Here is a 13450-nt window from a genome sequence, read left to right on the forward strand (position 1 = left end):
CGTCTCTCGTACGGGTACCGCCGGGTGCCCGGACCGGACTCAAAGTGCCCCGGGCCGGGCCGCATTCCGTGTCGCACGGTGGCCGCCTCAGCGCCCCGGGGCGTCCCCCGGCTCCGGGAGTTCCAGCGCTTCGCGGGTGCCGAGCCGGCGGAAGACCGCGTACGCCTCCTGTTCGCACGCGCGTGCCGTGCCGGTCTCGCCCTGGGCCCGTGCGGCGCGGGCCAGGTCCCGCAGGGTGCGGGCACGCCACAGCGGCAACTGCAGCTTGTCCCACAGCCCGAGGGACTGCCGCAGGGTCTCGGTCGCCGTCTCCCAGTGGGACGCGGCGAGATGCCACTCGCCGAGCGTGCGCAGGACGAGGGCCTCGCCGAACATGTCCTGACGGCCCCGGGTGATCTCCAGGCACCGGTCGAGCCGCTGTCGGGGCTCGGTCATCCGGCCCTGCCGGAACTCCGCCTTGGCCAGCGACAGGCTCGCGTACATGATGCCGAAGGCGTCGTCCGTCTCCTCGAAGATGGCGAGGGACTCCCGCAGCAGGGCCTCCGCACCCGCCATGTCGCCCCGCGCCCGGTGGCACAGGCCCAGTGAGCGCAGCGCGAGCGCCGCGCCGTGCCGGTCCCGGGCGGTGACGTACAGCCGGTGGGCGTCGGAGAGCGCCTCCCACGCCTCGTCGTCGCGGCCCTGCTCCCGGTGGACGAAGCCGATGCCGTACAGCACGTGCGCCATGGACGAGATGTCCTCCGGCTCCCGGTACTGTGCGAGCGCCGAGGTCAGCAGGGGCAGCGCCTCGTCGAAGCGGCCCTGTTCGCGGCGGGCGGCGCCCATGCCGGCCCGCGCGCCCGCGCTGCCGGTGCGTACGGACCGCTCCTCGAACAGGCGCAGCGCCCGGGCGAAGAACTCGTAGGCCTCGTCGAAGCGGTCCTGCTCCAGGCGGAGTTGGCCCAGACCGTTCAGCAGCCAGGCCTCCCCCTCGACGTCCCCGCCCCGGCGCACCGCCGCCAGGGCCGCCTCGTGGGAACGGGACCATGCGTCGAACCGGTTGTAGAGGGCCGCGGAGGCGGCCATGAGGGTGGCGGCGAGTTCGCGGGCCGCGTCGAACATTCCGTGGTCCGCGCAGTGGATGACGGCGGCCAGCAGGCACGGCTGCTCGGCGGCGAACCAGGCGGCCGGCTCGTCCGTCAGGCGGGTCGGCACCTCCGGTGGGACCGGCTCGCCCGATACCCGTGCCGGGCCGCCCGGGCCGCCCGTCGATCCGTCCGTGGCGGGGACGGGGAGGAGCCGTGACGCGCCGCCCGGGCCGTGGGCCGCCGCGATGCGGGCCATGGCCAGCCAGCGGTCGACCAGCCTGCGAACGGCCGTCTCCCGTTCCTCCCGGGGCTCGTCTGCCACGCAGCGCTCCCAGGCGTACTCGCGTGCCAGGTCGTGGATCCGGTAGCGCGATCCGCCCGTCCCGTCGGTGCCCACGACCTCCACGAAGTGGCAGTCGACGAGTCGTTCGACCGCGTCCTCAGCCTCGTCCTCACTCACCTCCAGCAGCGGCCCGGCTACCCACGCGGCGAAGTCGGGCAGGTCCATCAGGGCCAGGCGGCGCAGGGCCCGCTGCTCCTGCTCGTCCAGGTCCGCGTATCCCATTCCGAGGCTCGCGCGCACCTCCAGGTCGCCCGCCTGCAGCTCGTCCAGCCGACGGCGCTCGTCCCCCAGGCGCGACACGAGCCGCGCCGGTGTCCAGTGGGGGCGGGCGGCGAGACGGGCACCGGCGATGCGGACGGCGAGCGGTAGCCGGCCGCACAGCGCGACGATCTCGGCGGCCCGGTCCGGATCCAGCGCGGGCCGGGTCGGACCGGCCACGCGGGCCAGCAGGTCGAGTGCCTCCGTTTGGGACGGCACCCCCAGATCGAGGTGGGCGGCGCCCTCCAGCGCGACGAGCCGGCGGCGGGCGGTGACCAGCACGGCCGAGCCGCCTCCCGGCGGGAGCAGCGGGCGCAGCAGGGCCTCGCTGACAGCGTTGTCGAGGACGAGCAGGACCCGGCGGCGCGCGATGTGCGTCCGGTACAGCCCCAGGAGGTCCTCCTCGTCGCGCGCCGGGGTCTGCGGGTCCACCCCGAGGGCACGCAGCAGTCTGGCCAGGGCGTCCGCGGTCCGTACCGGCTCGGAGTCCGAGGCGCGCAGGTCCACGAAGAGCTGTCCGTCGGGGAACAGCGCGGCGGTGCGATGTCCTACGTGGACGGCCAGGGCGGTCTTGCCGGTGCCCGACCGCCCGGAGATCACCCCGATGGGCGGCGCGGTGCGCAGTGGGTTGCGCACCTTCTCGAGCAGGGCGGTCGCCCAGGCCGTCTGTTCGGTACGGCCTACGAAGTCGGCCGCGTCCGGCGGGAGTTGGGTGGGCACTGGATGACCGGCACCGACCCGGGTCCGGTCGGTACGGCGGACTGCCGGGGGGTCCTCGTCCGAGCGCGGGGCGGTCACGGCCGGTGCGGGCTCGGGTCCCTTCCCGGCGGGCGCGGCCCTCCGGGCGGTCGGCGCCCCCAGCACCGTGGTGTCCGCCCGGAGCAGGGCCTGGTGCAGGGCACGCAGTTCCGGGCCGGGGTCGGCGCCCAGTTCCGTACGGAGCAGCCGGCGGCCCTCGTCGTAGCAGCGCAACGCGTCGGACATCCGGCCGGTGCGGAACAGGGCGGTCATCAGCTGGCCGCGCGGGCGCTCCCTGAGGGGGTGGGCGGCGACATGGGCGACGAGTTCGGAGACGAGATCCGTGCGACGGTCCAGGTCCAGTTCGGCGGAGAAGCGGAACTCCTGTGCCTCCAGGCGGAGTTCCGTCAGGCGCAGGGCCTCCACACGGGCGAAGGACTGGCCGACCCCTTCCAGGGCGTCCCGGCCGCGCCACAGGCGCGACGCCGCGTGCAGGGTCTCGACGGCCTCCTCGGCCCGCCCCTCCACGGCAGCCCTCCGGCCGGCCGCGCACGCCTTCTCGAAACGGCGGACGTCCACGGCGGCGGGCGGGAACTCGGCGACGTAACCCGGGGTGCGGGTACGGATGGCCTCCGCGCCCTGCGTACCGGCCAGGGACCGGCGCAGTCCGGAGACGTGCGACGCGACGAGCGCCCGCGCGGTGGCGGGCGGCTCCTCCTCCCAGACGAGATCCACCAGCCGCTCGGCGGACAGCACCTCACCGAGGTGCACGACGAGGGCCGCGAGTATCGCGGTCGGCTTGGCACCCTTCAGCGCGATCCGGTGTCCCCCGCTCAACACCTCGACCGGACCCAGAAGGCAAACGTCCACCGCGTCCCCCGATTTCACGTTCCGCATCCGGGGACAACGCGTCGGCCCCCACCGAGGTGTACGCCCGGCACCGGGCCTCCGGTTTCACGGAGGGCCGATGTGGCGCGCGGGTGACCGAAACCCATCCGGTCCGCGGTCGCAGGTGGCCCGTTCCCGGCGTTGCGGTCGCTGCAGACGTCCTGCAGCGGATCTGCATCGATCCTGCAACGCCCGCCCCGACGCTGTGAGCGTGACGGACATCATCCTCCTCTCGGACCCCCGGGTCGCCGCCACGCGTGTCACGGAGAACGGTGAACCCCTGGTCGACGCCAGGGAGAGCGCCGCACTACGGGTCGACACGCGGCAGACCGACCACGACGGCTCGTACGCGCATCTGCGGGCCGACGTGCTGCGCCGGCTCCTGCTCGCACAGGAAGCGCTGCCCCCGGGCATCCGCCTGCTGGTGGTGGAGGGCTTCCGGCCGCCCGCCCTGCAGCGCCGCTACTTCGACGCGTACGCGGCGACGCTGCGCACGGCGCATCCGGACGCCGGACCGGACCGGATCCGCGAGCTGGCCAGTGCGTACATCTCGCCCCCGGAGGTCGCCCCGCATGTCAGCGGCGGTGCCGTGGATCTGACGCTGTGCACCGACGACGGTGCCGAACTGCCGCTCGGGACGGAGGTCAACGCCACCCCCGAGGAGAGCGAGGGCGGCTGCCGCACGGCCGCGCTCAACGTCGGCGCCGAAGCCCGTGCCAACCGGGCGGCGATGGGCCGGGCCCTGACCGCGGCCGGGTTCGTCAACTACCCGACCGAGTGGTGGCACTGGTCGTACGGGGACCGGTACTGGGCGCTCCTGACCGATGCGCCGGCGGCCAAATACGGTCCCGCCTCCCTGAGCCCAACGACATCCTGAGACAGCCGGACCCCGGGGGAACACCGTGGAGAACACCTGCATCGCGACGCCGACCACGTCGGCCGAGACCTCCGACCACCTGACCGCAGCCGAGTTCGACGAGGCGTTCACCGCGGTGATGCCCAGGCTGCGGCGCCGGCTGCTGGCCCTGACCGGCAATCCGCACGACGCCGACGACCTGCTGCAGGAGACGTACCTGAGGCTCTCCCGCCGGGCACGCGCCCGTACTCTGACGCGCCATCAGCAGCCGTACGCCTACACCTGCGCGGCGGCGCTGAACCTGCAGCGCGACCTGTGGCGGCACCCCTCGCGCCGGGAGCACTGCACCGCCCGGCTGCCGGAGCACGGCTGGGACGGCGGCTTCGCCGACCGGGAGGCCGAGGCGGTGACGGCCGCACTGCTGCGCGGGCTGTCCCCCAAGGAGGCGGCGGCCGTGATCCTGGTCGACCTTGAGGGCCTGACCCACGACATGGCGGGGGAACGACTCGGCGCGCACCGCGGCACCGTGCAGCGCAACCGTATGCGCGGCCTCGCCAAGATCCGCGCCGCGTTCGCCGCATAGCGGCGGACAGTCCGGCCGGCCACCGGCCACCGCAGACCTGTACCGCACCCGCCACACGGCACCGACCACCCGAGGGGGAACCATGCACCGCGCCATCCGCACACTCGCGACGGCGGGAGGGCTGCTGCTCGCCACCGCTTTGACCTGTACCGGTACGGCGGCGGCCGCCTCGTCGCCGGTCTCCCCGGCGGCCGTGGCCGCCGCCGACTGCCGTCCCCTGGCGAACGCGCCGGCCCAGGCGCAGGCGATCGTCAACGCCGCGTGCTCACAGCTCGGGGTGCCGTACTCATGGGGCGGCGGTTCGATGCACGGGCCGACGTACGGTCAGGACTATCCCGGCGGCGGGCCCGGCGCCCACGACAGTCGGGTGAAGGGCTTCGACTGCTCGCACCTGGTGCAGTACGCGGCCTGGCAGGGAGCGGGCATCGCCCTGCCGGAGGGGACGTGGAACCAGGCCCGGTGGAGCGGCGCCACCGCCCGGTTCACCCCCGCCCAGGGGATCGCTCCGCTGCAGCCGGGCGACCTGCTGATGTGGGGGTCGGACCCGGCCAACCTCGGCAGCGTCCACCACATCGCCGTCTATCTCGGTAACGGCAGGATGGTCGAGGCCAGGGAGTCCGGGACGCTCGTGATGGTCAGCGACGTGCGGCTGAACTCCCAGTACGCGGGCGCCCTGCGCATCGCCGGCACCGAACAGCCGCCCGCGAACACCAAGCGGTTCATGACCTGGGGCACCCAGGTGGGCCTGCGTCCCGACCCCGGCACCCAGCGGCCTGCCGTGGGCCGGCTGCCCGGGCCCACGGCCGTGGACGTGCTCTGCCAGGTGCACGGGGAGAGGGTCACCGCCGAGGGCTACACCAACGACGCCTGGTCGTACCTGCCCCGGTACAAGGCGTGGATCTCGAACATCTACATCGACGACCCGGCGGCCTGGCTGCCCGGGGTGCCCAACTGCTGACCGACCGCTCCCCACCCACCTCTCACATCACCCACACCTCTCACATCGCTCGCATCACTCACATGACCCACATCGCTCACAAGGGAGACCCCGTCATGCGCACACTCAAGCGCACCAAGTCCATCGGCCTGCTCGTCGCCGCGGTCGCCGCGGCCGGGCTGGTCCCGCTCTCGGCCGGTCAGGCCGCCGCCGCCCCGCCCGCCAAGGCCGCCGGCTACGCCGGTTCCTGCCCGGCGGCCGGTACGGTGACGCAGGGGTGGCACTCCGGCCACGACGGCGTCGACATCGCCAACGGCCGCGGTACGCCGATCCACTCGGCCGGGCCCGGCACCGTCATCGTCTCCGGCACCGCCAGCGGCTACGGCCAGTGGATCCGCATCAAGCACGACGACGGCACCGTCACCGAGTACGGCCACATGTACGAGCGTCTCGTCTCCGTGAACCAGCGGGTGAGCAGCGGTCAGCTGATCGCGCGCATGGGCTCCGAGGGCCAGTCCACCGGTCCGCACCTGCACTTCGAGGCACACTCCTCCACGGCCAGCACCCGGGGCATGAACCCCGTCACCTATCTGGCCGAGCGCGGCGTGAGCCTGCCGTGCACCCCGGGCAGCGGGACGCCCGGCACCAACTTCACCACCTGGGGCACGTCGGTCCGGGTGCGGTCCGAGCCCCGGCTCAGCGCGGCCGTCGTGCGCACGCTGACCGGTCCGACGCCGGTCCACGTGCAGTGCCAGAAGCGCGGCGACTCCGTCACCGCCGAGGGTTACACCAACGACGCCTGGTCCTACATCCCGGCGCTCGGCGGCTACGTCTCCAACATCTACATCGACCACCCCGCCGCCTGGCTGCCGGGCGTGGCCACGTGCTGACCGTCGCCGGCGCAGGTACGAAGGGTGCCGCGGCGATGGCCCTGGCCGCCGCGCTGCTCCTCTCCCCCGGTCTCGCCACGTCCGCGCGGGCCGCCGACTCGGCGCCCTGCACACCCGACCGGAACTACCCGGGCACGTTCCTGTGCCCGATCTGGGGCTCCGGCGTCAATCTGCGCACCGCCCCCGACGCGGGGGCACCGGTCAGCTCCACGACGCCCGACGGCGGTGTGCTGAGGGTGCTGTGCCAGGTCAAGGGCGGCCGTGCGACCTACGGCGGCTACTGGCACACCTGGTGGGTCAGGACCCCGGCGGTGGGCATGGCCCGGTCCGCGTACATGAGCGAGATCTTCCTCGTCGGGGGCGGCGACGACGAGCCGGACTCGGGGCTGCCGACCTGCTGAACGGCGGCCGCACCGACCGGATGCCCCCGGACCACAGACGGTCCCGGGGGCGTCCGGCGCCGCAACACCGGCTCCACCAACGCCACCGCCACCGCTGCCGCTGCCGCCACCTCCACCCCCCTCTCCACCGATCCCGAGGACGACCATGACGACCTTGAGCAGCGCACGGAGCGCGGCGCGTGCGGGTGTGCTGACCGCCGCCCTCGCCGCGCTCCTGTGCACCACCGCGACCGCCGGATCCGTCGCCTCGGCCGAGTCCCCCTCGGCGCTCCCGGCGGCGGTTCAAGCCCATGTGCCCGCCGGGGTGACGGCGGGCGTCGCCGTCTTCGACCGCCGTACCGGCACCTTCACCGAACAGCTGAACGCCTCGGCGCAGTTCAGGTCCGCGTCGGTGGTGAAGCTGCTGATCGCCCTGGACCTGCTCTGGAACCGCAGCCCCGACGTCCTGCCGGCCACCGACCGGGCCAGGATCGACGCCATGCTGCGCGGCAGCGACGACGCGGCCGCGAGCACCTTCTGGTCGAACAACGGCTCGGGGGCGATCGTCGACCGGATGGTCACCCGGCTCGGCCTGACGGACACCGCCCGGCCGCCGTCCACCCACCCCGGCTACTGGGGCTACACGGCTCTCTCGGCCCGTGACACCGTGAAGGTCTACCGCCATCTGCTGGACTCCGCCCCGGCGGCGACCCGCGACTACCTCCTCGGCGACCTGCGGCAGTCCACCCGCTGCGCCACCGACGGATACGACCAGCACTTCGGCGTCGCCGGCTCCTTCAACCGCCCCTGGGCCGTCAAGCAGGGCTGGTCGGGCTTCAGTTCGGGCGGCTGCACGGCACCGACCGGTGCATCCGCGAAGTCCGCCGAGGCGGCCGAGTCAGCCGAGTCGGCCGGAGCGGGTGGGGAGCCGGCGGGAACGGAGGCCCGGGCGTCGGCGGGCGCCGTCGCCGTGGACCTCTCCCGTCCGGCACTGCACACGACGGGTGTGGTGGGCGAGGGGGACCGTTCGATCGTGGCGGTCTTCACCCTGCACCCCGGCGGAACGTCCTACGGCAAGGCCTACACGGACATCGGGCGGCTGACCCGTTCGCTGAACGTCCCCGGCGCCTCCCGCCCCGCCGGTACGTGGGTCGGCACCTGGGGCAGCGGGGTCCGGGTCCGCACCCAGGCGACGACCGCCTCGGGCGCGATGACCACGCTGCCCGCCGGAGTCGAGGTCCTGGTCGGCTGCCAGAAGCGCGGGCAGCAGGTCAGCCAGCCGCCCTACGTCAACGACTGGTGGGCCCGACTACCGCAGTACGGCGGCTACATGACCAACATCTACCTCAGCGTGCCGGAGAACCAGGTGCCCGGAGTCCCGGTCTGCTGACCGGGCGGCGGGAGCGGCCCCGGGGTTGATACGGCGACGGGGCCGCTCGTCCTGACGTCGGACGGCGACGGGTCGGGCACGGCGACCGGCCGGTCCGTCAGAGAACGCGCGGTACGGGCCGACCGTGCCGGGGCGCTCGTGCGCGCCCCGGCACGGTCGGCCGCGGACGGGTCAGCTCCTGCCGAGGAGCTTGTTCATCTGGGCGATCTCGGCCGACTGGGAGGTGACGATCGCCTCCGCCATGGCCTTGGCGGCGGGGAAGGCACCCTGCGTCTGTTCCGTCTTCGCCATCGCCACCGCGCCTTCGTGGTGCTCGATCATCAGCTCCATGAACGCGGTGTCGAACGCGGCGCCCGAGGCCTTCTTCAGCCTGTCCATCTGGTCCGCCGTCATCATCCCGGCCATGCCGTGCGCGGAGTGGTCCATGGCGCCGTCGGCGGGCACCTGCTCGCCCCAGGAGGTCAGCCACCCGGACAGGGTCCTGATCTCGGGGTCCTGTGCCTTCCTGATGTCCTCGGCGAGCTTCTTCACCTCCGCCGACCCGGCGCGGGAGGGGGCCAGATCGGCCATCTCCACGGCCTGGCGGTGGTGGGGGATCATCCCCTTGGCGAAGGCGGCGTCCGCCGCGTTGTGCTGTCCCTGGCCGGCCGGGGCCGAGGCCCGGGCGGACGGGGACACCGAAGCGGACGGGGCGGCCTGGCCGTCGTGCCCGCTCGTGGTGTCGCCGCCACCGCAGGCGGCGAGCACGAGGGCCGCCGCGCCCGCCGAGACGACGACGGCAGCGCGACGGAAGAGGGAACGCGTACTGGTCATGATGGTGCTGCTCCTTGATCCGCGGCCCGTTTCCGGGCACGCGGGAAGAACGGATGGAGAGGGAGGCCCGGGGAACGGCCGGCCTCCCGGCGGGTGCCGGGTGGGACGGGCCGTGCGGGCGGCTCTAGATCCGCAGCAGCTGCAGTTCGGCCAGATCGGGAGGAGCGCGGGCGCCGACCGCGGCGACCGGTTCGGCGGCGTCCGCCGGGGACACCGCCGGAAGGCCGCCGAGCGCCTTCGCGAGTGCGGGGGGCGCGTACGCCGAGGCGATTCCGGTGGCGGCGCAGGTGGCGTCCGCGTGCTGGGAATGGCCCGTGCCGCCGGTGGGGTGCGAGCAGTCCTCGCCCGTCTGCCCGGCGGCGGCGGTGCCGTGGTGCCCGGCCGTCGCGTGGTGGGCGCCCGCCGGTACGGCGGCACGGGCCGGGGCCGGGCCGAGGGCGTGCATGCCGAGGATCCCGGTCAGCACCGCAAGGACCAGCACCAGCAGCCCCGTACCGCGCGCCGAGGGGCACCGGTGCGTCGGGCGGCAGGTGCGGTGGGTCACGGGGTCATCGTACGGCCCGTCGCGCGCCGATGAGCCACGGCCCCTTTCGAGCCATTCCGTGGCGCGGCCGGCCGTCACCGGCGAAGCGGTGGCTAGGATCACGTCATGACCACGGCTCGGTCGTCCACAGGCGTGCCACGGATCCGGGGGAGCCGGAGTCCGCTGGTTCTCCTCTGGCTGGCCCTGCTCCTGATCGGTCTGCTCGACGCCCACGGGATCGGTACGGAGCGCGGCGGCCCGCACCACACCGCCGCCCCCTTCTCCGTCGCCGCCTCCGCCGCTGCCCCCTCCTCCGCCGCGGACGCCACCGCGTCGTCGCGGGCCTCCCTGCCCGGCGCGGACAGCGCCACGCATCCGTCCGAGCAGTGCGTACCGGGCCGTTCCGACCGCGGTACCGCTCCCGCGAGTCACCCGCAGGCGGTCGCGGGGCCGGCCACGCCCGCCCTGCGCACGGACCGGCCCCCGACGCGGGGCACGGCCCCGCAGACCTGCGGCACACCGGCCCGGCCCGCCCACGGGGTGCTGCGCATCTAGGGCCTGTATTGAGTTGCCCCGCGGGGCAACTCAATACAGGCCCTAGGGGGTGCCGCGCCGCGCGGGCCCGTTGGGCCACGCGGCGCACGCGGTTCACCCGTCCCGGGAGTTCGGGGGCCGCGGCGACCGGCCCCCCGTGACATCGGCGGAACACTCCGCATGTCCCGCGGCGCCGTCCGACCACCCGCACCGGGCCGGGCCCACGGTCCGAAAGCACCTCCATGGGAGGAGCCGTGTCGTTCCACCCCCGCGCCGTCCCCCGCCGGACGGGTGTCCGCGTACGGCCGCTGCGCGCGCTGTTCGCGCTCCTCGTGCTGTCCGCCTTCACCGCGGCGCTCATCGGCTGCCTGGTCCACGACGGCCGGCCGCCCTCGCGGACGGTCCTGGCGCAGTCCGCCCCGGCCCACCACCACGAGCCGGCCGCCCACGGCTCACGGGGCGTCCCCCACCCGGACGACCCGTGCGTCCTCCATCTCGCGCCCCGGGGCGTCCCGGAGGCCGCGGCGCCGCGCACGGCCGGGTCGCCCGCGCTCCTCGTGGCGCTCCTCGCGCTGCTCGTCGCCGTGTCTCCCGCCCGGGTGGGGCGGCGTGCCTCCGTGCCACCGGGGACAGCGGGCGCGGGACGCAGAACCAGGACGCGGATCTGCTGCTGGCGGATCTAGGAGCCGTTCGTGCGGCCTCGCTCCGGGGCCGCCGTCCGCCGCCGCCGTACGGGCGAACGCCCCGCGCGTCGGCGGCGGACGAGATGCGCACGCACACTGCCGTCCACGAACGAGAGCCGAGGAAAATGTCCTCTCCGTCCACGCGGACCAATCCGTCCGCCCGCGGCGCAGCCCTGTCCGGGCTCGTCGGCAACACCCCGCTCCTGCGCGTGTCCGAGCCCTTCGCTCCCGCAGGCCACGGCTTCTGGGCCAAGCTGGAGGGCTTCAACCCCGGTGGCATCAAGGACCGGCCCGGTCTGCACATGGTCGAGCGGGCCCGTGCCCGGGGAGACCTGCTGCCCGGCGCCCGGATCATCGAGTCCACCAGCGGCACCCTCGGTCTGGGGCTCGCCCTGGCCGGGATGGTCCACGGGCATCCGGTCACGCTGGTCACCGACCCGGGTCTGGAGCCCTCCATGACGAGGCTGCTGACCGCCTACGGCGCCCGGGTCAACGTCGTGGCCGAGCCCCACCCCGCCGGGGGCTGGCAGGAGGCCCGCCGTGAGCGGGTACGGCAGCTGATGGCCCGGGATCCCGGGTCCTGGTGCCCCGACCAGTACAACAACCCCGACAACACCGGCGCCTACACGCCGCTCGCCCTCGAACTCGCCACCGAGCTCGGTCACATCGACGTGCTGGTGTGCAGTGTGGGCACCGGGGGGCACTCCGCCGGAGTCTCCCGCGTACTGCGGCAGCTCTACCCGCAGCTGGAGCTGGTCGGCGTGGACACGATCGGTTCGACGATCTTCGGCCAGCCCGCCCGGCCCCGTCTGATGCGCGGCCTGGGGTCGAGCATCTACCCCCGCAACGTCGCCTACGGGGACTTCGGCGAGGTGCACTGGGTGGCGCCGTCCGAAGCGGTGTGGGCCTGCCGGCAGCTCGCCGCCTCGCACTACGCCACGGGCGGCTGGAGCGTCGGCGCCGTCGCCCTCGTCGCCGGCTGGCTGGCCCGCACGCGGCCGGCGGACGTCCGTATCGCCGCGGTCTTCCCCGACGGCCCCCAGCGGTACCTGGGCACCGTCTACGACGACGACTACTGCGCGGCCCACGGACTGCTCGACGGCCCGCCGGCCGCCGAACCGGAGGTCGTCGGCCGGGTCGACGAGAAGGAGGTCACCCGCTGGACCCGGTGCGCCGCCGTCGTCGACCCGCTGACCCTCACGGAGGGCGCCGCCGGATCGCCCCGGGGGACGCAGGGGTCCGGCCGGTGAAGGGCACCCTCGCGCAGTTCCGCTCCTACGACCGCGGCGTCCGGCTGCTGATGGTGAACCAGTTCACCATCAACCTCGGCTTCTACATGCTGATGCCGTACCTCGCCGCGCACCTGTCCGGCTCGCTGGGCCTGGCCGGCTGGCTCGTCGGCCTGGTCCTCGGCGTGCGCAACTTCAGCCAGCAGGGCATGTTCCTGATCGGCGGCACCCTCGCCGACCGGCTCGGCTGCAAACCCATGATCATCGCGGGGCTGGCGCTGCGCGTCGTCGGTTTCGCGGCCCTCGGGCTCGTCGACTCCGTTCCCGCCCTGCTGGCGGCGTCCGCCGCCACCGGGCTGGCGGGGGCGCTGTTCAACCCGGCGACCCGGGCGTACCTGGCGGCGGACGCGGGCGACCGCCGGGTGGAGGCGTTCGCGCTGTTCAACGTCTTCTACCAGGCCGGCATCCTGCTCGGACCGCTGGTGGGGATGGTCCTCACCGGGTCCGGGTTCCGGGCCACCTGTCTGACGGCGGCCGGGATCTTCGCCCTGCTGGGCCTGGTGCAGATCCGCGGTCTGCCCGCCCTGCGGACGGAGGGGGCGCACCGGGGGCCGGGCGGGCAGCGGGAAACCGTGTTCGCCCAGTGGCGGGCGATCCTCGCGAACCGGCCGTTCCTGCTCTTCGCCGCCGCGATGACCGGCTCGTACGTGCTGACCTTCCAGGTGTACCTGGCGCTGCCGCTGGAGGTGCGGCGGGTCGGCGGCGACGGGACCTTCGCGGCAGCGGCGACGGCCGGGCTGTTCGCCGTCTCGGGTCTGAGCACCGTCCTGTTCCAGACCCGGGTGACCGCGTGGTGCACGGCGCGCACGGTTCCGGGACGGGCACTGACCGCGGGTCTGCTGGTGATGGGCGCCGCGTTCCTGCCGCTGCTCCTGGCGAGCGCCGTACCGGTGCCGGACGGGGGTGCGGGCCGGTGGTTCCTCGCCGCCGGGCCGCCGGTGCTGGCGGCGCTGCTGCTCGCCGTCGGCACCATGGTGGCCTACCCGTTCGAGATGGACACCGTCGTCCGGCTCTCCGGGGACCGCCTGGTCGCGACCCACTACGGGCTCTACAACACGGTCTGCGGGATCGGCATCACCGTCGGCAACCTGCTGACGGGCGCGGCCCTCGACGCGGCCCGCGCGGCGGGTGCGCCCGCCCTGCCGTGGCTCTCCCTGGCGGCCCTGGGCCTGCTGTGCGCCGTCGCGCTGCGGTGGCTGCACGGCAGTGGCCGCCTCGCGCCACCCGTGCGTACCGGGCGGGCGGAGCCGGCCTCCGCCTGACCGTCCGTCCCCTCCC

General features: G+C 74.4%; 13 protein-coding genes. 10 read left to right on the plus strand and 3 right to left on the minus strand.

The annotated features are described in order from the left end of the window. Positions 1-87: 87 nt before the first annotated feature. The gene (locus ACIPXC_RS14570; protein ID WP_401617166.1) at positions 88-3246 is read right to left on the minus strand and encodes an AfsR/SARP family transcriptional regulator; all 3159 of its coding nucleotides are present in this window, start codon (positions 3244-3246) and stop codon (positions 88-90) included. 259 nt (positions 3247-3505) lie between these two features. On the opposite strand from ACIPXC_RS14570, the gene ACIPXC_RS14575 reads away from it, so the two are divergent. The 6 genes from ACIPXC_RS14575 (at position 3506) to ACIPXC_RS14600 (ending at position 8330) form a co-directional block, all read left to right on the plus strand. Continuing rightward, on the plus strand, positions 3506-4171 hold the full coding sequence (locus ACIPXC_RS14575) for a M15 family metallopeptidase (RefSeq protein WP_401617043.1): 666 nt from the start codon (positions 3506-3508) through the stop codon (positions 4169-4171). 25 nt (positions 4172-4196) lie between these two features. Further along, a complete protein-coding gene (locus ACIPXC_RS14580) occupies positions 4197-4733 on the plus strand; it encodes an RNA polymerase sigma factor (protein ID WP_401617046.1) in 537 nt (178 codons plus the stop codon). Positions 4734-4815: 82 nt separating this feature from the next. Further along, positions 4816-5691, plus strand: coding sequence for a C40 family peptidase (locus ACIPXC_RS14585; RefSeq protein WP_401617049.1), 876 nt, complete (start codon positions 4816-4818; stop codon positions 5689-5691). 62 nt (positions 5692-5753) lie between these two features. Then, on the plus strand, positions 5754-6560 hold the full coding sequence (locus ACIPXC_RS14590; protein ID WP_401617052.1) for a peptidoglycan DD-metalloendopeptidase family protein: 807 nt from the start codon (positions 5754-5756) through the stop codon (positions 6558-6560). Continuing rightward, positions 6554-6961, plus strand: coding sequence for a hypothetical protein (locus ACIPXC_RS14595; RefSeq protein WP_401617055.1), 408 nt, complete (start codon positions 6554-6556; stop codon positions 6959-6961). The genes ACIPXC_RS14590 and ACIPXC_RS14595 overlap by 7 nt, the downstream gene beginning before the upstream one ends. Before the next feature lie 145 nt (positions 6962-7106). Next, positions 7107-8330, plus strand: coding sequence for a hypothetical protein (locus tag ACIPXC_RS14600; RefSeq protein WP_401617058.1), 1224 nt, complete (start codon positions 7107-7109; stop codon positions 8328-8330). A gap of 171 nt (positions 8331-8501) precedes the next feature. On the opposite strand, the gene ACIPXC_RS14605 is transcribed toward ACIPXC_RS14600, so the two are convergent. Both ACIPXC_RS14605 and ACIPXC_RS14610 read right to left on the minus strand, forming a co-directional pair. After that, positions 8502-9143 (minus strand): DUF305 domain-containing protein, encoded by a 642-nt coding sequence (locus ACIPXC_RS14605; protein WP_401617061.1) that lies wholly within the window; start codon positions 9141-9143, stop codon positions 8502-8504. A gap of 124 nt (positions 9144-9267) precedes the next feature. Beyond that, a complete protein-coding gene (locus tag ACIPXC_RS14610; RefSeq protein WP_401617064.1) occupies positions 9268-9687 on the minus strand; it encodes a DUF6153 family protein in 420 nt (139 codons plus the stop codon). Positions 9688-9792: 105 nt separating this feature from the next. On the opposite strand from ACIPXC_RS14610, the gene ACIPXC_RS14615 reads away from it, so the two are divergent. The 4 genes from ACIPXC_RS14615 to ACIPXC_RS14630 all read left to right on the plus strand — a co-directional run bounded on the left by ACIPXC_RS14615 (position 9793) and on the right by ACIPXC_RS14630 (position 13434). Then, a complete protein-coding gene (locus tag ACIPXC_RS14615; protein ID WP_401617067.1) occupies positions 9793-10221 on the plus strand; it encodes a hypothetical protein in 429 nt (142 codons plus the stop codon). A gap of 233 nt (positions 10222-10454) precedes the next feature. Then, on the plus strand, positions 10455-10883 hold the full coding sequence (locus ACIPXC_RS14620; RefSeq protein ID WP_401617070.1) for a hypothetical protein: 429 nt from the start codon (positions 10455-10457) through the stop codon (positions 10881-10883). A 125-nt stretch (positions 10884-11008) separates the two neighbouring features. Beyond that, on the plus strand, positions 11009-12133 hold the full coding sequence (locus tag ACIPXC_RS14625; RefSeq protein WP_401617072.1) for a PLP-dependent cysteine synthase family protein: 1125 nt from the start codon (positions 11009-11011) through the stop codon (positions 12131-12133). After that, complete coding sequence (locus ACIPXC_RS14630) at positions 12130-13434, plus strand: MFS transporter (protein WP_401617074.1); 1305 nt, start codon at positions 12130-12132, stop codon at positions 13432-13434. Before ACIPXC_RS14625 ends, ACIPXC_RS14630 begins: the two co-directional genes overlap by 4 nt. The last annotated feature ends 16 nt before the right edge of the window (positions 13435-13450 follow it).

This window comes from Streptomyces sp. NPDC090021 (assembly GCF_044748225.1).
GTDB lineage: Bacteria > Actinomycetota > Actinomycetes > Streptomycetales > Streptomycetaceae > Streptomyces.

Coding starts and splice junctions, on each gene's coding strand:
- ACIPXC_RS14585 (WP_401617049.1), top strand. CDS start 4,816: ATGCACCGCGCCATCCGCACACTCGCGACGGCGGGAGGGCTGCTGCTC.
- ACIPXC_RS14590 (WP_401617052.1), top strand. CDS start 5,754: ATGACCCACATCGCTCACAAGGGAGACCCCGTCATGCGCACACTCAAG.
- ACIPXC_RS14600 (WP_401617058.1), top strand. CDS start 7,107: ATGACGACCTTGAGCAGCGCACGGAGCGCGGCGCGTGCGGGTGTGCTG.
- ACIPXC_RS14605 (WP_401617061.1), bottom strand. CDS start 9,143: ATGACCAGTACGCGTTCCCTCTTCCGTCGCGCTGCCGTCGTCGTCTCG.
- ACIPXC_RS14615 (WP_401617067.1), top strand. CDS start 9,793: ATGACCACGGCTCGGTCGTCCACAGGCGTGCCACGGATCCGGGGGAGC.
- ACIPXC_RS14625 (WP_401617072.1), top strand. CDS start 11,009: ATGTCCTCTCCGTCCACGCGGACCAATCCGTCCGCCCGCGGCGCAGCC.